This is a genomic window from Priestia sp. D51 (assembly GCF_053345675.1).
This window is the reverse complement of sequence record NZ_JBLTIR010000001.1, coordinates 1113336-1136065: the sequence shown is the minus strand read 5'-3', so window position 1 is coordinate 1136065 and position 22730 is coordinate 1113336. Positions and strand designations below refer to the sequence as shown.

The window sequence follows — 22730 nt, the reverse complement described above, 5'->3', positions numbered from 1 at the left end:
TTAATTCACGATTGCTTGACGGATAAACCCTTGTGTTTGTTCTAAACGATGTAAAGATTCCTCATATGAAAGTCCTGTTAAAATCATGACTATAGCAAGCTTAGAATTACAATTTGCTTTTGCTAAGTACTCTTCTGCCGTATCATACGTACATGAAGTTGCTTCCATCACAATTCGTTTTGCGCGTTCTACGAGCTTTTCATTCGTCAGCTGAACGTCTACCATTAGATTTCCATACACTTTTCCGATACCTACCATAGAAGCTGTCGAAAGCATGTTACAAACCAATTTTTGTGCTGTTCCGGCTTTCAAGCGAGTAGAACCTGTTAATACTTCAGGACCATTTACTACTTCAATTGCAATGTTTGCTACTTTTCCAATATCAGAGCCCTTATTACAGCTAACTGCTATTGTTTGAGCTTCAATTGAGTTAGCATATTCTAATGCTCCAATGACATAAGGTGTACGACCGCTTGCTGCAATCCCTACAACAATGTCTACCTTAGTAAGTCGAATGTTTTGTAAGTCTTCCATGCCTAACTCTTTACTATCTTCTGCTCCTTCTACTGCTTTGATAAAAGCTTTTTCTCCGCCGGCAATTAAGCCTATTACTTCATCTGGGTTTGTACCAAATGTAGGCGGACACTCAACAGCATCAAGCAAGCCGATGCGGCCACTGGTTCCTGCACCTATATAAATAAGGCGCCCCCCTTGTTTCTTAGCTTCTATAATAGCTTCTACAGCTTTTGCAATAGAAGGAAGTTCTTTTTTTATCGCACTCGCAACTTTTTCATCTTCTTCATTCATGGTTGTAAGAAAATCAAAAATGGACATTTCATCTAGATTCATTGTTTTTTCATTACGAGTCTCAGTAGTTAAATGTTCAAGCATTACTTATCATCCTATCTTTGTTTTTGTTTGAAATCGTTCTCAAGTACAGAATAACGTCTTTGAAATTAAATTTCAACAATTATTTTAAAATCTTAAAATTTAATTTCAAATACTATAGTAATATGTGACTTTGAACAAGCATTATATACCTGAATTTTAGTAAATAAGACAACTCTCACCGTATAAATGTCAAGCATGTCTTATATCAATAATGACTCCTTACCTGCGGCAGCAAGGATTTTTTTTATAAACGTTCCTATTAAAATCATTATTTTCATCCCTATATAGAGACTACCTTATGTTAAATGGGTAAAAAAGCGAAATGATTTCCATTTTTTAGAACAGAATAGTTCCTTAAAATGTTATAAAGGAACCCAACTCATGTCTAAACAAATGGAAGATATAAACGAAATAAAGATTTTAGATTCCCAAGTTCACTTATGTGAGGAGATTAGAAAATTGTTAAGAGAAAAAGCAACAAGGATCTCATAAAAATAATGCGTTTATCTATTTATTCTTCGTGCGGACAAATGATTGGATATTTCAAACTCAAATTACTAATAATACCGTTACATGTCTTTGGCGTAAAAGGAGCTACGTAACGATGAAACTGAAAAGAATAGTAAGCATCACCTTTTTATCAAGCGTTATCTTATTTTCGGGATCTTTATCATTTGTCAATGCATCAGTAAATGATTCTAAAATGACTGTAAAACATTCAGTGAAAGAAGAATTGCCCAATATAAAGATTTTGGCCACTGGAGGTACGATTGCAGGTTCTTCTGAAAGCAGCACAGACACAACTGGATATGAATCAGGAGCTCTTGACATTAAAACAATCATTAAAGCTGTTCCTGAGTTAAAAAAACTAGCGAATGTAAGCGGAGAACAAGTTGTAAATATCGGAAGTCAAAATATAAATAACAGCATTTTGTTGAAGTTAGCCAAACGAATTAATACACTATTAGCGTCTAAGGATATTGATGGAGTTGTCGTGACACACGGATCTGATACGATGGAGGAAACGGCTTATTTTCTAAATTTAGTAGTAAAAAGTGACAAACCTGTGGTTGTGGTTGGTTCAATGAGACCAGCTACCGCTATAAGTGCAGATGGACCGCTAAACTTGTATAATGCGGTGAAAATTGCTTCTACAAAAGAAGCACGAAATACCGGTGTTTTAGTAGCGCTAAACGATCGAATTGGTGCAGCTCGTTATATAACGAAAACACATACAACGGCAGTGGATACGTTTAAATCTCCTGAACAGGGATATGTAGGAGAAATAGCTGGAGATCAGGTATTATTTTATAATAAAGCAACTCGTAAGCATACAACGCAATCACTATTCGATGTATCAAAATTAGATAAGCTTCCTCGAGTAGACATCATATATGGGTATCAAAACGACTCTAGAAACTTTTATGACACAGCCGTCAAAGCTGGAGCTAAAGGAATAGTCGTCGCAGGAGCAGGAAATGGGCTGCTATCGGATGCTGCTCTAACAGGTGCTAGAGATGCGGTAAAAAAAGGCGTAGTTATCGTTAGATCAAGCCGCGTAGGAAGCGGGGTTGTGACACATGAAGAATCAGATAATAAAGATACGTTTGTTACATCGGATTCATTAAATCCACAAAAAGCCCGTATTCTTTTAATGCTTGCTTTAACGAAAACAAAGGAGCCTAAAAAGATTCAAGAATATTTTAATGAGTATTAATCAAAAATATCTTTTCTCCTCCATTTTGGTGTTTTAAGAACAATCGGTAACAAAAGTATAAACAGGCCGAGACACCACTAGCATACTTTTGTCTCAGCCTGTTTTCATAAGAAAAAACATCAGCAGATCCCTTATTCATTTCCCCAGTTCTTGCTTTCTATAATTAAATGATTGGATGTGTTATCTAGCACACGCCATACCAAGGTCTTACCTTCTATATCTTTTAATTCAATAGTTCCCTCTAGCTTATTGGTATTCACATGGACACGTTTCTCGTCTATTCTTTGTGCACTTTTTAATCTCGTTCCAAATGTTGCAGGACTTTCTTCCGTTAGCTTTACAATTACATCTATCATACGTTTATCAGAAATATAGTTTTCGCTGTTTTCATAGTTTTGATCAGCAGGTTTAATAGCGTGTTCTAACCCAGTTTCATACTGACACCAATCAACAATTAAAAAAAGCGCAAATACTAAAGACACTGTTAGTAATAAGCCATACACAACATTTCGTTTCATTTACTTTTGCTCCTTTCGCAGGAATAGGTTGTATCAGAAAATAGTATCGTTTCATTTAAAGAAATATTCCTTTTTTAGTATAAAAGAAGATATATTTTTTCTAGACCTTCCATGCTCAAATTACAAGAACCAAGAGAGATTTGTATACGGCTCATTTTTAGCTGCCATTATTACTTTACTTCACCATAAACTAAATTAAAAAAGGTTCCACTCATCAACGTTCAATGAGTGAAACCTTTTTTTGATTATCTGCTGCTAGCTGTGCCTCTGCTTTTTTGCAGATGAGCTTTGTGCGTAGAGCTAACAGGCTACTTTGTTACAGAAATACTGCCGTTATGAGTGGCTAGTTTAATAATATTCTTTCCTTTTCCAATAACAGCGTCCCTATCATATTTATTCAAGATATCGACTTTTCCATTATCGACAGAAACGTTAAATTGAACGTTACTTGGTTCTTTTTCCGTTGTAATCTCAACTTTTCCATTGTGCGTTTTAAAGTCAATATCTCGATCAAGTTCTTCTGTTTCAAGAGTGATACTTCCGTTATGGGTTTCACCTTCTAAACTACCTTCCACGTTACTCAGCGTTATTTTTCCGTTATTTCCTTTTGCTTGAACTGTTTTGGCTGCAGCATTTTTTATGCTCGTAAGTCCATTGTGTACGCTGGTGGTCAGGTTTTGTGAATCAATGTCCTCTAATTCTACACGTCCATTGTTTGCACGGACAGAAACATCTGCTGCGCGTAATTTTTTAACAGACACATATCCGTTGTTACTGGAAATCCCCAATGAATTATACTGTTTTTCAGGCAGATAAACGTTGATGGATAGCGGTTTTAATACACTAACAATGTCAAAATTGACCCAGCTGCGCTGCTGTTCATTATAGGAGATAAAAAGCGTTGAATTTTTAACGTCAGTAGTGAAGTCTCTTTTTATATTAGGAGATGTTTCGCCTTTTAATGTTACTTTGATATTATCACCTTTGATAGGATACACGTGAACACGAGTATTATCCGTATCAATGTTTACCTTGGATACTTGATTGCTGTTAATAACTTTTTCTTTTGAAATAGGTTCAGGATCAATAGCACGATAAGTAAGGAGGCCTCCTATAATCCCAACAAGGATGAGAATGCCTGCAAGAACGGAGAGTTTCTTTTTATTCAGCACGTTTTAAACCGCCTTTCACCAGTGATACATTGTATTTCAGATAACGTACAAAGCCTTTTATAGCTAGCTTCGTTACAACAAACATACCTAGCATAATAAAATATCCAATTCCGCAAAATGCTAACGACATAAATAAATTAAAGAGAAAAAAGCCGCTTGAATGTACAATAGCCTCACCGAGAACTAGAATAGGTGATAGCAAGAAACATAGACCTATGGCCCAAGCTGATAAAATAAAGCCAGCTAATGCAACGGCCGGACCAAGAACAATTACTACATTAAAAAAAGCTAAACCAATTACGGCCCAAGTGGCTCTCAAAATATTTTGAGTTGTTGCCTTAGCTGTTGCTTGCTCAACGTGATAATCTGCCAGCAATTCTTTGGCTATTTGATTCGGGGATCCTAGCGACGCTACAATTTCTTCTTCCGTTTTTCCTTCTTCTAAGCCAATGGAAAAATGTTCTTCATAATCTTGTAAAATATCCGCTCGTTCTTTTGAGGATAATGGTTTTAATGATTCATTTAATTGCTGTAAAAATTTACTCTTCGACATTGTTCACACCTTCTTTAATTAATTGATTAACACCTCTTGAAAACTCATTCCATTCATCGATAAGTTCGTATAAATACTCCCTGCCTTTATCGGTAAGCTGATAATATTTCCTTGAAGGACCTTCTGTAGATTCCTTTAAATACGTTGTAAAATATTCTTCTTTTGTTAATCGGCGCAGAAGAGGATATACCGACCCTTCTGATATTTCAATTTGATCGGAGATTTTTTGAACTAATTCATATCCATAGCGGTCTTTCTTATCAAGTAACACAAGGACACATAGCTCTAAAACCCCTTTTTTAAATTGCACGTTCACTGTTCTTCACCCTTTTCTTTTCACAGTCCACTACTGTTTATTGTATAGTACTGTTTTATAATAACTTCCTAATAATTACAATATATCACCAGCTATTGTTTATTGCAAGGTACTGTTTAATATTTTTTAAAATTTTAACCATTTTATATTCATAAGGTATTTTTTATAAAGCAAGGTTCAACCTTCTTTTTCTAATTAGCTTATATATGAAATTATTTTTAACGCGGCCAAAAGAAAAAACAGCCTATAACTATAGACTACTCAGCAGCGAACATTCTAGGCTATTTTTCTTTTGCTTGCTTGATAAATAAAAAAAAACCGTAATTAAGATAAAATAATTTAGCGGGTTTTTAAAGATATTCCCGTCTAAAGCTAATTGTAATAAGATCCACAAAGCGAATATAACGAGTATGGCTGGTATTATAAGTTTGTTCATACATTGCTCATCCTTAGTCTCAGAGTAATACAGTAATCATGACTCTCAATATTTTTTATACTGTAAAAATTCAATCCGCAAATAGCTTTGAAAGTATATTGATTGAATTACTGTAAGAATATCACTTTTTAAGATAAAATTTAACAGTTTCTGCCACAATCGATAGAAATGGATCAATTTCATTTGATTTTTTTGTAATAAGTTCAAGAAAAAAGTAACCGTTATTTTACATTTTCTAATAATAAAAACAGTCAATTTTATGACTGTTTTAAGTAGAATGCTATCAAAAATTTCATTTCCTAGGTGGTGTATCATCTTTATAAAAAATGCAGTTCTTATAAATTCGTTTTTTATTCCCCCTACTGAAAAAACGTCCATAAATCAATGCTGGCTGTTCATATCAGTACTTTTGATAATCCACATTTAATTATGAAGCCAGTCACTTGCATCCTTACCTATATGGTTATTTTCGCGTTGATATATCATCGTATTCATTCTTTATTTTGAGTAGATCTTCTTTGCTCAATCTTCTTCTCCTGATAGCGCTGATAGAACCAAATAGCAATAGCTAGCCAGCAGCCGCTAGCAAAATAGCCTCCAATAACGTCGCTAGGATAATGCACGCCTAAGTAAATACGACTAATACCTATTGCTAGAATCATTGTAGTGCTAATAACGATTAAAAGTGTACGTCCCCAGCGAGTAGAAATATGACGCCAGAGCAAAAATGAAAGGACGCCGTAAACAGCAAAAGCACTCATAGCATGCCCACTTGGAAAGCTATAACCATTGATTTCGATTAATCGATGGAAATCAGGACGTGCACGATGAAAAAATAGTTTTAGCAGCTCATTGAGGATTGGAGAACCTACAATAATCGCGATAAATAAAATAAGCTCCGTTCGATGTTTTAATACCTTATAGAGAAAAAACAAACTAAAGAGAGAAATCACTGCAACAGATGGCGTAGAGCCAATAAAAGTAAAGCATTTCATAATAGTCGTTAGCCCAGGAGTTTCGAACCCTTGAATTAGCGATATAATAGACCGATCAAATGCGACAATTTTTGATCCATTAATTAAAAGAGCCATCCCACTAAAACAAATAAGGGACAACAAGCTTAACATAAAAGCAATTGTAAATTGAAACTTCAACTTCATACTAGACACCTCTACTTTCTGTGCTTTATCAAGCTACTTTTGATGAAATGTGATAAAGTCTTTTTACTTCTAGATTTTGATGCTTCTTTGCATTTGAAGTTAGGAGTATTAAAAATACAGAGCTTGTTTGATATGCACATTTATAGAGAGTTAGTAAACAGAGGCAATACAGCCGTTACATTTGTTCCTTCGCCCTCTTTACTCTCAATGTTAATCGTACCGTGGTACTTTTCAATCCATCGTTTGGCTATAGCCAGTCCTAAGCCAAGTCCTCCTTGTTTTCTGCTCCTTGCCTTATCCACTCGGTAAAATCTATTTAAAATATAAGGTATATCCTCTTCTGGAATTCCAATTCCTTTATCCATTACTTTAAGGGATACCTTTTCATTGATGAGAGAACAGTCTATAACTACCTCTTTCTCTTCCTTCTTAGAATATTTGACTGCATTATCTAACAAAATGATTAATATTTGTTCTAGATGGCGAGAAGAAATATTCACGTACAGATTTTCATGTGAGTGTCTTATTTTAAACTCATAGTTGTCATACAGTACTTCAAAATTCCTTACAACATGTTGAACAGTGGCCAATACGTTAATAGGTTCAACATCTACAGGATTTATCAGACTATTTTCAGCTCGGGATAGGTCCAATAATTCTTGCACAAGATTCGTTAAACGCTCTACTTCTTTCAGACTGGATTTCAAGGATTTATCTAATACTGCTGCATCATTTTTCCCCCAGCGATTTAACAATGTCAAATGTCCTTGGATAATGGCTAACGGAGTTCTTAATTCATGTGAAGCATCCTCTACAAACTGTTTTTGCTGTAAAAAGGAGTCTTCAAGGCTATCCATCAACTCATTAAATAAACTGCCTAATTGAGCAAATTCATCGTTTTTTTCATTAACTGGAACACGTTCTTCAAGGCCATTTGTTTTTATTTTTTTCATCGTTAATGTTAACGCTTGAACGTTGGATAGTATTTTCTTTGCTAGAATGGTTCCACCTAGAATACTAAAGATTAGTGAGCCTATCCCTGCAGCAAGCATTAATAAAAAAATCTTGTCCATAAAAGCATCAGACATCTCCATATTTCTAACAATTTCAACCGTTCCAGTGAAGTTGTCGGTGACAATTGGAGAACGAAGAACGAGTAGACGTTCATCGTGGTTTCGAATCACTTTATACTCTTTGTGCTTCACCGCCTTCGGTTGCTGCCAGTTTGGTGAAACATTGTTTGAGGTACTGGTTATAATGTTCCCTTTCCTATCAAGAACACGAATCAACTGATTCTTTTCATTAATTTTCGATAAGTATCCTTCACTGTTTTCAATTTGTTTTAAGGATAAAGGTTCATCATCAGATTGAATAAAAGCGAGAACCTCGTTTAATTGATGAATACCATTTTGCTTCTCATAATTTAAAATACCGTTATCAATCACAATGTATTGAAAGAGGTTATAAGAGAGAAAAAGAAAGAATAAAAACATGGAAGACCATAACGTTATCTTCCATCTTATAGGTAAATCTTTTATACCCTTTATCCATTTTCTCATTTAAACATCACGCATCACGTACCCAACCCCTCTAATGGTCTGAATATATAACTCTTTATCCTCTACACTTAATTTGTTTCTTAAATATCTAACATATACATCTACAACATTCGTTTCAACAACTGAATCGTACCCCCACACTTGCTCTAAAAGTATGTCTCTCGTTAATACTTTGTTAATGTTACGCATAAAAATGGCTAGGAGTTCAAATTCTTTATTCGTGAGTTCAATTAGTTTTTTTTCTTTTATCACTGTTCTTGATTCCAAATCAAGTTCAATATCTTTAAATGTTAATAGTAGCTTCTGATCCAGCATCTTGTTGTTTTCTTGACGTCTAAAAATGACTCGCATTCTTGCAAATAATTCTTCAATTGCAAATGGTTTGGACAAATAATCGTCAGCTCCATTATCAAGCCCCATTACCCTGTCCATGACACTATCCTTAGCTGTGAGCATAATAACAGGAGTATCCTTAGTTGTTCTTAGTCTTCTGCATACCTCAATTCCATTTAATCCAGGCATCATTAAATCCAATAATATAATATCGTACTTCTGCTTGGTTGCTTTATCTAAACCAGTACGACCATCGTAAGCTACGTCAACTAAATATCCTTCATATTTTAGTTCTAATTCTAAAAATTCTACTAATCCTTCTTCATCCTCTACAATTAGTACCTTTTGCATATAAAGTACTCTCCTTTGTCTAAAAATTAAAAACGTAAAAACTGCTTCTACAAATGAATATGAGTACTAGTACTATATCCCTCCATTTTGAAAGATAATAAGAAGAAATATGAAATAAGTTTTCTATGACTTTCTTCTTTATAGGCTTTTCTTCAATTTATCAAATAAAAATTAGATTTGAATAAAAAAGAGATTAAGAATAAATGAATTTATTTCTTAATCTTCTTTAATGAATCATATAAAGTTGCTTTCCTTGTTTCTTTAACTTTCTTTAATGGTGTATCCTATACCTCGAACAGTCTCAATGAGTGAGGGACTAAATCCTTCTTCAATTTTCTTTCTCAAATAACTTATATAAACATCAAGTATATTTGTATCTCCTTCGTATTCATATCCCCATACATTTAGTAAGATTCCTTCACGAGTAACCGTCTTATTTTTATGGATGACTAAGTAAATTAATAAATCATACTCTTTAGGGGTTAAGCTGATTTTTTGCCCAGCTCTAGTTACTTCTCTTGATTCAGTATTTATAACCATATCTTCAATTAATAATAACGAGTCTTTTTCTACCTTATTCCTAATAACAAGGTGCTTATAACGTAGTAAAGAACGTATCCGAGCCAGCAATTCTTCAGTTTTAAATGGCTTAGTTATATAATCGTTTGCGCCATGATCTAACCCCAGTATTTTGTCTAGAGTTGAGTTGCGAGCTGTCAAAAGAATAATAGGCACGTAATTTTCTCTCTTTCTTACTTTACGCAAGACCTCTATACCACTCATTTTCGGTAGCATAATGTCAAGTAAAATTAAATCAAACATATTTGATAAGGCCATTTCGAGACCATCTCTTCCATTGTTTTTAATTTTCACTTGGTAACCTTCATGTTCAAGTTCCATTTTTAATATATTGCCTATTTCTACTTCATCTTCCACAATTAAAATACTTTCTTTCATCTAACTAACCTCTCTTTTCAATCTCTATATTTTTGCTTTGCATATCGATCGCTCTTTCCAATAATAAAGAGAAGTGTATAGCTATCACAAACCAACATCTCAGTGGACTATAGAAAATTTTAAGTGCTGAACATAAAAACATAAGATAAAAGACTTCTATTAGAATGTGATATTAAATTCCCTACCCATTGTTCTTTGCTTTAATAACAACTACTTCACTAATATCATTAAAGTTGGATGAGGGTTTTACAACGGCCAATTGCGTTAGTCCATATTCATCAGGCTTTACTTTGATGACTTTTCCTAAGGCTAATTTCCCTTGAAAGATTGAACTGATAGGAGAGGTTTGAACTTTATCTCCTACATTAACCTCAGCCTCACTAGGGATTTTTCTAATAATTAAATTACCTTTTTTATCATCGTAGCCTTCTAATGTTCCATTCACGCTTTTCCTATCCTTTAACATTACCGCCATACGATTTGTTCTAAGGTTTGAGCTAATTAGTTCTACAATAGAGGTTGACGAAAAAACTTTGGATACCTTCCCAATGACGCCATTTGTACCTAGCACATTCATATCTATTTTTAACCCCTGCTTCTTTCCTTTATCAATTGTTAATTCATTGTTCCAGTTGTTCGTTGAGCGGCCAATTACGGTAGCTGTTACAGGATTATAGGTTTTCACCTGATCTTCTGCTTTTAAAATTTTTTTTAAGACTTTATTTTCATATTCCAACTTATAAGCATTTGCTTCCTCCTGATTTTCAGTGGCCAGCTTATTCTTTAAGATAGAGTTCTCTTTGTAAGTGGAAAATAATTGACTCACTTGTTGAGGTTCACTCCAAGAAAGATTGTCTAAAGAAAGTAAGCTACCTTTGTACAAGGTTCCAACAAAAATAAGTCCTCCTACAGTAAGAATCCCTCCTATCAAAATATATGTATGTCTTTTCTTCTTTCTTTGAAAACGTATCACAATGGCACCTTCCTACCAATAGTCATGCTATTTATAATCTTACTAGCTGTTTCTTAAAAATTTCTTAAGTATTATCATCTTTGACCTCTTAACAACTATTCAACGTTCTCCTTCTTTTAATGAATTGTACTTATTTTCTAGTTTCAAAAGCTGAAGGCATAACGTTATGTTTAAAAAACTTGGCTCACATAATTTAAATTTAATACGGTGTAATGAAATTTAAATGAAATTAAAATGAGAATCCGATAAAAAATAAATATTTTATTTTTATAAAAACATCATGGTGCAACAGAGTTGATAAAACATTTAATTAAAACATTAATAAAAAGTTTTTTATAAAAATCTCATTAAATTCTTATTTATTTTTCATTTTGATTTTAGAAAAAGACTGTACAGTTTGAATTGCAGCGATGAAGCTTTTAAAAAATTTCTTTAAGAAAAACGTTAGGCAAGTGTGCCGTTTATTTAAGAGAATAAACAGTTAGCACAAGAAGGAGAGAAAAATTAAAAATGCAAGCATCTTCGCCAATGAATAAAATTGCACAAATTACCCTTGTTTTTTGGATTATGAAGATTTCTGCTACGACACTGGGTGAAACCGCAGGTGACTTGTTAGCACAAACATTAGGAGTTGGATATGCAGTTAGTACGCTGATCTTTTTTAGCATATTTTTAATTACACTTGTAGCTCAACTAAGCTCTAAGAGGTATATTCCGGCCCTTTATTGGACTGTTATTCTGTCAACTAGCGTAGCTGGCACAACTATGTCTGATTTTATGGATCGTACACTGGCATTAGGTTACGCAAAAGGCTCGATGATATTAATCACTATATTGTTGTCGATATTTGCATACTGGTATTTTAGCGAGCGTTCATTAAATATCAACTATATTAGAAACCGCAAGGCTGAAATACTTTATTGGATTGCCATCCTTTTCTCAAACACATTAGGTACAGCTTTAGGAGATTTTTTGTCTGATACGTCTGGCCTTGGATATATAGGTGGAGCTATTTTAATTGGCAGCTTACTAGCATTCATTGTTATATGTACCTTCTATACAAAGATTTCTCGTGTGTTTTTATTTTGGGTAGCATTCGTTTTGACTCGCCCTTTCGGAGCAACATTTGGAGATCTTTTGACAAAGCCACATGAAAAAGGTGGTTTAGACTTAGGTACGGCAGGCTCTTCTCTAGTCCTAGCCTCCATTCTTATTGCCTTTATGATTCATACGACATTTAAACAAAATAACGTAAGCTCAGAACAAGCGCTGTAGATTTCTTTTTTTATTTAATACATTACAAAACCCATAAAAAGAAAAAATCTAACGAAGTGACTAATTGCATGAACCACCTCTTTTTCACACATACTCGTAAGGAGGTGGTGTTTATGGTTAATCAGTTAGAAGTTCTTACCCAGCGTGTTAATGATAAACAATATGATTACTGGCTTCATCATGATTTATTTAGTGCTCAATGGTGGCTAATTATCATTTTAAGTGCGCTTTTCTATTCGTTTTTTATCTCCTCATTGACCGACAACGAATAATATTTATTCTCTTAGTATTTTTCATTAGTTTTGTTTTAGTTGGTACTGTGGATGAACTCGGAAAGTTCTTTGGCGTATGGAGCTACCCTCATCAATTATTGGTCTTTACTCATCGTTTTCATTCCGTTGATTTTGCAGTTATCCCGGTTACACTTACATTAGTTTACCAATTCTTTAGCAAATGGAAGATTTATTGGATTGCTTCTCTTATTGCTTCAGCTTTTATCGCTTTTATTGGAGTGCCTATATTTACTTTTTTCCATATTCTATGGAGCATATTAATTACAGACACAAAAAAAGCTCACCTTAAAAGGTCAGCCTAAATAGGGGAGTTCTATAGAAAATGTTGTATTGCATTACTGATATTTATACTAGCATCTAATAGTGAAAAATTGGTGAAATGTTCGTCTCACTTATCTTTTTAAAAATTTCTTCTTTGAAAAATGAAGTCTACGTTTTAAGCTCTCACTATAAAAGCGTGAACTCGTGATAGGCTACGCTTTTATACATCTATATTCCATTAAGATCTATGAAAGTTAACCGGTCTCTAATCATCGCTTACTCGTTCAAGCCTGCTATTTTTAGGTACGTCTGTTTTATCTTCAATCGCTCCCTGTAAAGGAAGCTAAAAGAACTGTAAAATATATGGACGAAAAAGCTAATCATTACCTTGATATTATTAACGGTTTATCGCCAGATGACACTAACCCTGGCGAATGGGAGTTAATACATCCTAATAAAACATCCTAAGGCTCTTAACATCACCTCCATACCCGCAGTAAAAAGACTTATCTACCATACCGTATAGATAAGTCTTTTTAATCCATTTGTTTGAACTAGACCGATGCGCTGTCAGTTTAGAGTTTGTGAAAATTCCCCCTGCAGTTCTTTTAAAAACGCATCAGCTGCAGCTGAAAGAACATGATGCTTTTTCCACACAATATTTAAACCAGATTCCAGTCTTGGCTGTAACGGCTTAAAACAAAGGTTACTATTAGTGGTTGTATTGACTATTTTATCAAGTGTTATGGCATACCCAATGCCTTCTTCAACCATAATGGCCGCATTATATGCAAGATTGTATGTAGTAACGATGTTTAATTTATGAAAGTCTTCGCCAAACCAATCCGAAAATTCATTTTTTGAAAATGTCTGCTTCATGGCCTGTCGTGAACAGATTAGTGGAGCGTTTAATAAATCCGCCGCTTGAATGCTTTCTTTGAGGGCAAGAGGACTGTCTCTTCTCATCACAACGCCCCAAACATCTTTGGCAGGGATATTAAGATAATTGTATTTTGAAATATCAGCCGGTTGAATTAAAATGCCAAAGTCAAGCAGCCCCTTGTCAAGCCGTTCCGTTATATCTTCTTCGTTTCCGCTGTAGAGGTGATATCGTATATTTGGATAACGTAACTGCACATCTTTTGCGACTCGTGCAATATGTTTCATTGCTTCTGTCTCCCCGCCCCCTATATAAATATCACCACCTATTGTTTCTTCCATGGACCTAAACTCCGCCTCTAATTTATCGACCATATTAACAATTTCCTCTGCCCTGTTTCGCAGAAGCATTCCTTCATCTGTCAAAATGATACTGTGACTGCTGCGAATAAATAATTTTTTGCCTAACTCTTGTTCAAGATCTTTTAATTGTCTAGACAGTGTTGGCTGTGTCACATGCAAAACATCAGCGGCTTTCGTGATGTTTCCTTCTCTTGCAACCGTAAGAAAATACCGCAAAACTCGAATTTCTATATCCCTCTCCTCCTTTCATAAGCTTTAGTATATACACTCCAGAAATGCTTATCAAACATATCATGATATAAGATATAAGTATTTTTTATATTTGGAAGAAGCCGTTAGAATAAACAACAAAGAAGTTCATATCACACCATCAACATCTTTAATAATTCAATGTGGAAAGGATCTTAAGATGAAAAAAATGTTACATCTGCCTTCTATCTTAGTAATAAGCGCTGCACTCGCTGCTTGCGGCAACAATCATTCTTCTGCAACCGACCATAATGCCAGTAAGCATTCAAACCGAGTACCAGAACAAATAGAAGAAGATAGTATTTCAAATACAAGAATAAAGTTAACGTTCAACAACAAAGAAGTGTTTGTTAGGATGTACGATAACCCAGCAAGTAAGGGTTTTCTAGTTCAACTGCCTTTAACCGTAACGTTTGAAGATTATATAGGTAAAGAGAAAGTTAGTATTTTACAAAAAAGATTATCTATAGATGATGTACAAGCCGAAGACCTATCCAAAAAAGGAGACTTTGCTTATTACGCTCCTTGGGGAAATGTAGCTATTTTTTACAAAGGTCTTGAGGATGCTACAAACGACCTTATCATACTAGGTCAAATTGAATCAGGAAAAGAAAATGTTGAAAATGTTGATGGTGATTTTACAGGTAGAATTGAAAAAGTGACTCAGTAAAAACATGACAATACACCTTTAAACAACCCGATTTACAGCCACTAGAACACAACATTTTTTAGAAAGAAGGATCTTTATTTTATGTCTAAACAAACTAAGCTACTTATATTTGTCTTAACTTTAGGAGCTTTCGGTATTATCAATACCGAAATGGGCGTTATAGGGATATTACCCTACATTGCGGATCACTTTCATATCAGTGTATCAAAAGCAGGATGGCTGGTGAGTCTCTTTGCGCTTACCGTGTCAATATCCGGTCCAACGATGCCGTTATTATTTTCGGGAGTCAATCGCAAGAAGGCAATGCTGCTTGTACTTGGTATTTTCATTTTAGGTAACATTATCTCTATCTTTACTTCTAATTTTGCTATTGCCATCATTGCGCGTGTGATTCCAGCTATTTTTCATCCAATTTATTTTTCAGTAGCTTTTACAATGGCAGCGAACTCAGTCAGCAAGGAAGAGGCTCCAAAAGCTGTTTCAAAAGTCTTTATTGGCGTATCTGCAGGTATGGTACTTGGTGTGCCGATCGCAAGTTTTCTTGCAAGTACAGTCTCGTTTCAACTATCCATGACGTTTTTTACTGTTATTAACGCGATAGTATTTATTGCTACGTGGGCATTTTTCCCTTCTATGCCTGTTACAGAAAGACTTTCATACGGAGCACAGCTAAGCGTATTAAAAAAACCTGTTACTTGGCTTTCTATTATTGCCGTCCTTTTACTGAATTCAGCAGTATTTGGGGTATATAGCTATCTTGCTGAGTATCTTAAAAGCGTTACGAACCTCTCTGGACAATTAATTAGTTTCATGCTGGTGCTGTACGGTGTGGCAAATATTATCGGAAACATTATCGCAGGGAAATTACTTACGAAAAATGCCATTAAAACTGTAGTCATTTTTCCTTTCGCATTGGGAATCGTTTACATCATTTTATTCTTCATCGGACAGTTTACTTGGCCTATGGCTATCATGACTTTAGTTTGGGGAATATTTGCTGGTATAGGAACGAATATTAATCAATATTGGATTTCCTCCGCAGCTCCAGAAGCTCCTGATTTCGCAAACGGACTATTTTTAGCATCCGTTAACTTAGGAACAACCATTGGTACAGCCGTAGGTGGACTGTTTATATCAGGAATGGGTATACAATACGTTGTACTAGTGGGCATCTTGTCATTAGGATTGAGCGTAGTATTTATTTTACCAAGAAGTTATATGAAACGTCCTGTAAGTCAACTTTCAAAATAAGACATCAACGCAACTTTCTTTCGTTACGTTTATCATACAAATGAAAAATCCGAACGAGTTAGATTTCATACCAAGACCCTAACTCGTTCGGATTTTTTAAAAACAAATAGGCTTTTGTAGCATATTAGAAATTAATCCAACTTCTTTATAATTTTTGCGGGGTTCCCTCCCACTACTACATGATCTGGAACATCTTTTATCACAACAGCTCCGGAAGCGATTACAGCATTATGTCCAATTGTAACGCCTGGGTTGATGACAGCCCGTCCCCCAATCCATACATTATCTCCAATCGTGACGGGCTTGGTATATTCAACTTCTGTAATTCGCTGTTCTGCATTCACAGGATGAGTATTCGTATAAATATGTACGCCCGGTGCCATCATGCAGTTCTTCCCTATTGTAATTCGTCCCCCATCTAAAAGTGTGCAGTCAAAGTTCGCATAAAAATTTTCTCCTACGTGAATGTTGTATCCATAGTCACATCGAAAGTTGGATTCAAGGTAGATACGTTCTCCTGTTGAACCAAAGAGTTCCTTTAGTAACTCCGTACGCTTTTCATAATTCGTCTCATCTGTATCGTTAAACGAACGAACAAGCCTTCTTGCATCTTCCCGGTCCTTTACTAATTCTTGGTCTGCTGGAAAATACAGCTCGCCATCCACCATTTTTTCTTTTTCAGTTTTCATTGATTCATTCTCCATTCTTGTTATCAAATTTCCCACTAAATTGAATTCGTTTACATTCTATCATGATAGTCAATACAAAAATAAGATGTTTATAGATTCCGGTCAATAGCTCGAACACAAAAAAGCTAAGAAACCACGCTGCTTTTGTACCATGGACAGTTACTAATTAGTTTGTATATGTTTCCTTAATAATTGAAACAGACGCTGCTCCCGTAGCAAGTAAAATACCTGAGATTAAAATCATGCCTGGCATAGAAGATCCGATTATTGGGAACAAAGCAAAACTCAAGCAAGAAGCTATAATTTGCGGTAAACAAATACTTCCATTAAATAATCCTAGATATGTTCCCATATTCTTTCCTGACAGGGCGTTGGTAAGCATCGTAAACGGAAACGTCATCATAGCAGCCCAAGCGATGCCAATTAAAATAAATGAAGCAATCAGCGTCCATTGATTGTGAATAAAAAAGACAGATCCAAAACCAATACCACCTAACAGTAAACTAAAGGCATATGCTGGCTTACGTTTGTTGTTGGCTACGCGGGACAAAACTAGTGACCAAATGACTGCGGCAATCGACTGTACAGCTGATAAAATGCCGAACCAGTTGCCAGCTGCTTGATAGCCTGAGCTAGACGGCTGATTCGTATACCAAACGTTTTCAGCGACTGCACCTGTACCGTATGTCCATAAATATTGAAAGCCCATCCAGCAGAAAAATTGAACAAGTGTGACCGTCCAAAAAACTTTTGGAGCGTTGCGAAGCAGTTTAAAAACGTTTACATTTTCTTTTGTAGCTTCATCTGGAATACCATGGTATGCTGCAAATTCTGCAGGTGAATATTCTTTTACTTTAAGTATTGTAAATAAACTACAAATAATTAACACAACGGCTCCAACATAAAATGAAATAACAACTGATTGTGGTACTACCCCTTTTGGTGCACTATTTGATACGCCTAATACCGTTAAAACAAAAGGGAAAATACAGGCTAGCACAGCACCGCTGTTTGATAGAAAACTTTGAATAGAATAGGCAAAACCTTTTTGCTCTTCATTGACCATGTCTCCAACCATCATCTTAAATGGCTGCATGGCTACATTTGATGATACGTCCATAAACAAAATAGTGATGGCGCCAAAAGTCATAGCAGCCACCGCACTAAAACCAAAACTGCCGGCGTTTGGCAGCAAACACATAACAATTACGGCTACAATTGCGCCAATCAGTAGATAGGGGATACGACGGCCAAGCCTTGGCATCCAGGTACGATCTGAAAAATAACCAACTAAGGGCTGAACCACTAAACCGGCCAACGGCGGTAAAATAAAGAAAAAGCCTAATGTAGTTGGATCAGCACCGATTGTTTGAAATATGCGTCCCATATTTGAACTCTGTAATGAGAATGCCATTTGTACACCTAAAAATCCAAAACTAATTAACCATATGGTACTGATCGGTAGATAAGGTAAGTTTGGCTGAACGCTTTTTTCACTGGTTTCAACGATTCTTTCTTCTAACATAACTGCCTCCTATGATTCAATTAATAGCCGCAAAAGATAAAGTGCTACGACATTCGTTGTGAACGTTTTCAAAACAACGATGAATACTGTAAATGTTAGTGTCTTTGGCTGGCTGTTTTCTATTTTGCTAGATTACCTCAGGAATACGGCATAACTAATAGTCCTGTCTAAAAATGCTGTTTGAGTATGTAAGAATTTTCACTATCTGCTCATCCGTAAGCTGCTGACTATCGCTTATACCTTCTTAAAAGTTTCATAAAATCTAATTATTAAAAACATTAGAATACTTTTATTTGAACATTATATACTAAACTAATAATTTAATGCAATCGTTTGCGCAAATTATTTTTTAAATATTTAAAGACCTTCGAATCTCGTGACACTATGCGTACATACTCATTATCATTGCTTTAATATTTCTAAGTCAAAGGAGGCTTTACTCTTGAAATCTTATAAAAAACCCAAAGAATATACGTATTCCTTGGGTTTGAGTTCCTTTAATCCACTTAATTTCCTTCTGGAGCAATCCATAATAGAACAGAGATTATCTGTAATATAACTTTAACTGAAGGTTTTTGTAACCATAAGGATTATAAAGAAGATAACCGCGAAGAAAAATCCTTGACTGACAGGTCTAGTAGTCTTTTTATCTAAGGATTTTCGGGTAAATAGCTTGAAGAACAATGGAAACAGAATCCCTCCAATGATTGCTGTAATTAGTGCTTTAACTAACATCCGATACTCCTTTCTAAAAACTGTTAATATCCGTATATAGCTGGTTCAGTAGAGAAAACAACATCGCTCCATTTCCCGGGCAAATATTTTGGTAACCAATAGGAATGTTTAAGAATTAATCCCTTTAGCTATCACACTATTTTCTTACGTAAAAGGTTTTACAATTGAAAGCATAATAAACATGATAATCGCAAACAAAGCTCCCTGAAAAACAAAGTTTATTGGCCTATAAGTAGCTTCATTTGCTTTTAGAAAATACTTTGACCATCTTGTATGCATCATTACTTTTGCACATAGGCTAAATAACCCCCCCCAATGATTGAGGCAACTGCTGTTTTTAAGATATAAATTCACTCCTTTCTAAAACAATTAGAGGATACCCATAACTTAACATAAACACCTAAATCATACAAAAAAACCATAGAGTCGAAAACGTATGGTAATCGCCCGTAAACCATTCGTTTACAGACGAAACTGTGAATTAGACTACGAAATTTTGTGAAAAACCGTTCGTTTCCTTACTACTAACATCTTTATCTATATTACTCATATTTAATAAACCCTCTAAAAGAAAATAATAGCCAATGTTAATGTTTGTATGACTACAAGTACAAAAACAGGCTTTAAGGTTCCTTAAAGCCTGTCCACTTACCTTTCTTCCTTAAAATCTTTTTTTATACTCCAAAACGTTTGTTTTAATTCGTTATAAAAAAGCATAATTGCAAACCCTAGTATCGAAATACAGAATGAAAATTTACCCAAGTCAAAAAATATTCCTATAAATACAATGATAATCCCTATGACGAACCCTGGAGTAGCTGGCTCCTCTTCCTCTTCATCTATTGCAATTTTCTTTTGAAACTTCTGATCTCCCTTAATCAATTCATCCAGCGTCACATTATAAAGCTCACTTAACTTAATAAGGTTCTCAATATCCGGATACCCTTTATTATTTTCCCACTTATAGACGGCTTGTCTAGATACATTCATTTCCCCAGCTAGGTCTTCCCTGGACATCTTTTTTTCTTCCCTTAACTTCTGCAGCTGTTCCCCTAAATTCACTCTCATCACCTCTAAGGCTTAGCTTACAATAAATATGTAAAAAATTCCATAAACGCTTAGTAACAAGCTGTAAACCATTGGTTAACGCGGCAAATATAAAGCGTAATCACTGGACATGTACAAATTCAACACAGAAAAAAAGCTAGCATAAAGCTAACTTTTTTAAGTTAGAGATAAAGGCAGGCTAATAATTAGCAACCGCCAAATCCTCCCCAACAAGCACAGCCGATAATGATTAATAAGATAAACAGCACGATAATTAAAGCAAAACCACTGCCACCGCCGTAACCGCAGCCGCCGCCATAACCATAGCCACAACCTCCGCCATAACCGCCAAAGAACATAAACTCCACCTCCTTCTTCTTCATACATTTAGCATATGATAAAAAACGAAATGTGCTCCACGAAGTGGATAGACTACGTTTTATATCACTATAAAAAAAACAATAACCTTTTAGTTTCTTTTACATACAATGAAGCATCCTCAGATCCCATATATGAGTGGTACACCCTCTGCAATAGATTGTTTGAATTCCGCCCAATCAGTTCTATTGCGTATAAAAGCACTCCCTGCACAACCTAGAATAAAAAAGTCTTTCTCTAATTAGAGAAAGACTTTTTTATTCTTATTAATAGCCAAATCCGCGGCCGTAACAGCTGCATCCAATAATGACAAGAAGAATAAACAGAACAACTAATAAAGCAAAACCAGAACCAGCTCCACCATAACTAGACATACAAACACTTCCTTTCGTGATATTTAACTAAAGGAAAAAACTTTAAACTTACATGGGTTAAGGTATTATATGTAGACACAGCTCATATCGATTGGATTTTGGTCTAAAATGGGCTATTTTGTTTAACGATAGCTAAATAACATCCTAAATGTCACATAGTAAAAACCCTTCATTGTTAAAATGAAGGAGCTTTTTTGGCTATCAGCACCAAGGACGAGGTCTAGGAGGACAGCTTGGAGCACAAAAATGTTGGTGCGTTTCCTGACATACAACGGATTCTGTATGCGGGAATGAGTGCATATATTTATAATTTTTTTGATAAACATTTGTAGTATGACTCGGATGCACCACTGGCACAAACACATCTTGACCAGTAAAAGATGTATTTTGTTTAACTGGGTCATACTGAGCAGGCATGGTTTGAGGAGGCAATTGACCACAAGGTTTAGCTTGAGGATAACCGCAGTTACCTTGCTGAGGATACATAGCGCCGTGATAACCATCGTAATTAGAGTGCTGATAAGGATAGTTGTTTCTCATATTAAAAATCTTCTCCTTTCTGTTAGTAGACTCCTATTACTGTATGTGAAACAACTATAGAATGTTTGGACAAATACCTAAAAAAGACCCTAACTATTTAGGGGCTTTTTTACTAAGAGAAAAAATGTGTATCCTTAGTAACATAGCTATGATACTAAGAAATAAAAGGTTTTTTAATGCCCATTATTCCTCAAGATTAACATCCATCGCTCCGTTATCAATATTATTTAAAATAGTTTTGTTTTTATCGTCTAATTCATTACGTAAAAGTGAATTACGCGTGGCTTCGTATAAATCGTAGCTTCTTTCATCAACTGGAGAATTATGATCTTCACATATCATCTTTTCTGATTTTTTGGATTGACCTTCCATATCAGTCACCTCCTCTGTATATTATGATTAGAAAAAACATAAGAACTTTATCTCACTACTGTTGAGTAAGGTTTAATCAACGGTTAGCTGTTTCTGTATATTGTGTTTACATATGACCTTAGGTGGACACAACCGTTTCTTGAGCGTGCTTTTGAATGATTTCTGGAACTTCCAGCAGTGAATGAACGGTTATTAATTTACCTTTTGGCGCAATATCAATTTCAACTTGGTTATAGCTCCACTCCAGTTCAGAAGGCACGTGAATCGCATGTATTCCAACTTCTACTGCCGGTCTTATATCGGTTTTTAATGAATTGCCAATCATCCAAGTCTTTTTTGGATCGTACTTAATTTGGTTTAGTATCTCTTTTAATGCAGATGTATCTTTTTGTTCAGAAATGAATACCCTTTTTTCAAAATATTTAGCTAGCTCTAGCTGAACAATTTTTCTACCTTGGTTTTCCTCGTCTCCACCTGTGTGTAAGTAGAGATTATGTCCTTGTTCTTTAAGCTTATCTAATACTTCATACATATTTGGCAGAGGCTCTATCGGTACTTCAAATACACTTTGGCCAATTTTTTTGACTCTTTCGACTCTCTCGTCATGGATATCTTGATGATTTTGTTCACTAAAAAATAAATAAGTAGCTACTAATGATTCTGGAAAACGGGAAGAGTGAAGCCCATACTTTTCGATACTTTTTAAATCTATCTCTAACTGCTTTTGTTTTATTTCTTCCTTAGTCAGATTCTCAAACCACTCCTGCAATTGAGCCACAAAAGCATTTATGGTGTCTCTAAAATATTTATTACAGTGAACAAGCGTATCGTCTAAATTAAAAAGTAAGGTTTGCTTCTGCATTTCGTTAAATCCTTTCTACAATGGATGTACG

The 22730-nt window shown here is 35.0% G+C and carries 25 protein-coding genes and 1 pseudogene; 6 read left to right on the top strand and 20 right to left on the bottom strand.

Features of this window, described 5'->3' with window-relative positions:
- Nucleotides 1-891, bottom strand: coding sequence for an N-acetylmuramic acid 6-phosphate etherase (gene murQ / locus ACNHOZ_RS05995; RefSeq protein WP_028414879.1), 891 nt, complete (start codon nt 889-891; stop codon nt 1-3).
- Between the two features lie 604 nt (nt 892-1495).
- On the opposite strand from murQ, the gene ACNHOZ_RS05990 reads away from it, so the two are divergent.
- On the top strand, nt 1496-2608 hold the full coding sequence (locus ACNHOZ_RS05990) for a type II asparaginase (protein ID WP_221832214.1): 1113 nt from the start codon (nt 1496-1498) through the stop codon (nt 2606-2608).
- 131 nt (nt 2609-2739) lie between these two features.
- Here ACNHOZ_RS05990 and ACNHOZ_RS05985 read toward each other — a convergent pair whose 3' ends face one another.
- From ACNHOZ_RS05985 to mreC, 10 genes and pseudogenes are all read right to left on the bottom strand, one after another.
- On the bottom strand, nt 2740-3126 hold the full coding sequence (locus tag ACNHOZ_RS05985; protein WP_221832213.1) for a hypothetical protein: 387 nt from the start codon (nt 3124-3126) through the stop codon (nt 2740-2742).
- Between the two features lie 308 nt (nt 3127-3434).
- Nucleotides 3435-4298 carry a DUF4097 family beta strand repeat-containing protein gene (locus ACNHOZ_RS05980; protein ID WP_048019314.1) on the bottom strand — a complete coding sequence of 288 codons (864 nt, stop codon included), beginning with the start codon at nt 4296-4298 and terminating at the stop codon, nt 3435-3437.
- Nucleotides 4288-4851, bottom strand: coding sequence for an HAAS signaling domain-containing protein (locus ACNHOZ_RS05975; RefSeq protein WP_140451133.1), 564 nt, complete (start codon nt 4849-4851; stop codon nt 4288-4290). The genes ACNHOZ_RS05980 and ACNHOZ_RS05975 overlap by 11 nt, the downstream gene beginning before the upstream one ends.
- A complete protein-coding gene (locus ACNHOZ_RS05970; RefSeq protein ID WP_033580026.1) occupies nt 4838-5167 on the bottom strand; it encodes a PadR family transcriptional regulator in 330 nt (109 codons plus the stop codon). The genes ACNHOZ_RS05975 and ACNHOZ_RS05970 overlap by 14 nt, the downstream gene beginning before the upstream one ends.
- A 281-nt stretch (nt 5168-5448) precedes the next feature.
- Nucleotides 5449-5603: pseudogene (locus ACNHOZ_RS05965) on the bottom strand (hypothetical protein).
- Nucleotides 5604-6094: 491 nt separating this feature from the next.
- Nucleotides 6095-6763 (bottom strand): phosphatase PAP2 family protein, encoded by a 669-nt coding sequence (locus ACNHOZ_RS05960; RefSeq protein ID WP_221832211.1) that lies wholly within the window; start codon nt 6761-6763, stop codon nt 6095-6097.
- A gap of 140 nt (nt 6764-6903) precedes the next feature.
- A complete protein-coding gene (locus ACNHOZ_RS05955; RefSeq protein WP_221832208.1) occupies nt 6904-8322 on the bottom strand; it encodes a HAMP domain-containing sensor histidine kinase in 1419 nt (472 codons plus the stop codon).
- Nucleotides 8323-9006 carry a response regulator transcription factor gene (locus ACNHOZ_RS05950; RefSeq protein WP_063247122.1) on the bottom strand — a complete coding sequence of 228 codons (684 nt, stop codon included), beginning with the start codon at nt 9004-9006 and terminating at the stop codon, nt 8323-8325.
- A gap of 261 nt (nt 9007-9267) precedes the next feature.
- Nucleotides 9268-9963 (bottom strand): response regulator transcription factor, encoded by a 696-nt coding sequence (locus tag ACNHOZ_RS05945; RefSeq protein WP_033580022.1) that lies wholly within the window; start codon nt 9961-9963, stop codon nt 9268-9270.
- Between the two features lie 181 nt (nt 9964-10144).
- Complete coding sequence (gene mreC / locus ACNHOZ_RS05940; protein ID WP_221832206.1) at nt 10145-10936, bottom strand: rod shape-determining protein MreC; 792 nt, start codon at nt 10934-10936, stop codon at nt 10145-10147.
- A 510-nt stretch (nt 10937-11446) separates the two neighbouring features.
- Here mreC and ACNHOZ_RS05935 point away from each other — a divergent pair.
- The 3 genes from ACNHOZ_RS05935 to ACNHOZ_RS05925 all read left to right on the top strand — a co-directional run bounded on the left by ACNHOZ_RS05935 (nt 11447) and on the right by ACNHOZ_RS05925 (nt 12806).
- A complete protein-coding gene (locus ACNHOZ_RS05935) occupies nt 11447-12211 on the top strand; it encodes a COG4705 family protein (protein WP_228123018.1) in 765 nt (254 codons plus the stop codon).
- Between the two features lie 113 nt (nt 12212-12324).
- Nucleotides 12325-12483 (top strand): hypothetical protein, encoded by a 159-nt coding sequence (locus ACNHOZ_RS05930; RefSeq protein WP_155017460.1) that lies wholly within the window; start codon nt 12325-12327, stop codon nt 12481-12483.
- Nucleotides 12484-12530: 47 nt separating this feature from the next.
- Nucleotides 12531-12806, top strand: a complete 276-nt coding sequence (locus ACNHOZ_RS05925; protein ID WP_221832204.1) for a hypothetical protein — start codon at nt 12531-12533, stop codon at nt 12804-12806.
- 529 nt (nt 12807-13335) lie between these two features.
- Here ACNHOZ_RS05925 and ACNHOZ_RS05920 read toward each other — a convergent pair.
- On the bottom strand, nt 13336-14238 hold the full coding sequence (locus ACNHOZ_RS05920; RefSeq protein WP_447697072.1) for a LysR family transcriptional regulator: 903 nt from the start codon (nt 14236-14238) through the stop codon (nt 13336-13338).
- A gap of 178 nt (nt 14239-14416) precedes the next feature.
- On the opposite strand from ACNHOZ_RS05920, the gene ACNHOZ_RS05915 reads away from it, so the two are divergent.
- Nucleotides 14417-14926 (top strand): cyclophilin-like fold protein, encoded by a 510-nt coding sequence (locus ACNHOZ_RS05915; RefSeq protein ID WP_447697062.1) that lies wholly within the window; start codon nt 14417-14419, stop codon nt 14924-14926.
- A gap of 81 nt (nt 14927-15007) precedes the next feature.
- Nucleotides 15008-16177, top strand: coding sequence for an MFS transporter (locus tag ACNHOZ_RS05910; protein ID WP_447697061.1), 1170 nt, complete (start codon nt 15008-15010; stop codon nt 16175-16177).
- 131 nt (nt 16178-16308) lie between these two features.
- Here the strand turns inward: ACNHOZ_RS05910 and ACNHOZ_RS05905 are convergent, their stop codons facing one another.
- From ACNHOZ_RS05905 to ACNHOZ_RS05870, 8 genes are all read right to left on the bottom strand, one after another.
- Nucleotides 16309-16866, bottom strand: coding sequence for a sugar O-acetyltransferase (locus tag ACNHOZ_RS05905; protein WP_394554056.1), 558 nt, complete (start codon nt 16864-16866; stop codon nt 16309-16311).
- A gap of 166 nt (nt 16867-17032) precedes the next feature.
- A complete protein-coding gene (locus ACNHOZ_RS05900) occupies nt 17033-18391 on the bottom strand; it encodes an SLC45 family MFS transporter (RefSeq protein ID WP_447697060.1) in 1359 nt (452 codons plus the stop codon).
- Between the two features lie 1383 nt (nt 18392-19774).
- A complete protein-coding gene (locus ACNHOZ_RS05895; RefSeq protein ID WP_243495025.1) occupies nt 19775-20188 on the bottom strand; it encodes a helix-turn-helix domain-containing protein in 414 nt (137 codons plus the stop codon).
- 191 nt (nt 20189-20379) lie between these two features.
- The gene (locus tag ACNHOZ_RS05890; protein ID WP_013058439.1) at nt 20380-20532 is read right to left on the bottom strand and encodes a YjcZ family sporulation protein; all 153 of its coding nucleotides are present in this window, start codon (nt 20530-20532) and stop codon (nt 20380-20382) included.
- A gap of 285 nt (nt 20533-20817) precedes the next feature.
- The gene (locus ACNHOZ_RS05885; RefSeq protein ID WP_016766356.1) at nt 20818-20925 is read right to left on the bottom strand and encodes a YjcZ family sporulation protein; all 108 of its coding nucleotides are present in this window, start codon (nt 20923-20925) and stop codon (nt 20818-20820) included.
- A 201-nt stretch (nt 20926-21126) separates the two neighbouring features.
- Nucleotides 21127-21465: a CotD family spore coat protein gene (locus ACNHOZ_RS05880; RefSeq protein ID WP_168761152.1), complete on the bottom strand. Its 339-nt coding sequence runs from the start codon at nt 21463-21465 to the stop codon at nt 21127-21129.
- Nucleotides 21466-21648: 183 nt separating this feature from the next.
- Complete coding sequence (locus ACNHOZ_RS05875; RefSeq protein WP_063247131.1) at nt 21649-21837, bottom strand: hypothetical protein; 189 nt, start codon at nt 21835-21837, stop codon at nt 21649-21651.
- Between the two features lie 118 nt (nt 21838-21955).
- On the bottom strand, nt 21956-22699 hold the full coding sequence (locus ACNHOZ_RS05870; RefSeq protein WP_338704943.1) for an HAD family hydrolase: 744 nt from the start codon (nt 22697-22699) through the stop codon (nt 21956-21958).
- Nucleotides 22700-22730: the final 31 nt, after the last annotated feature.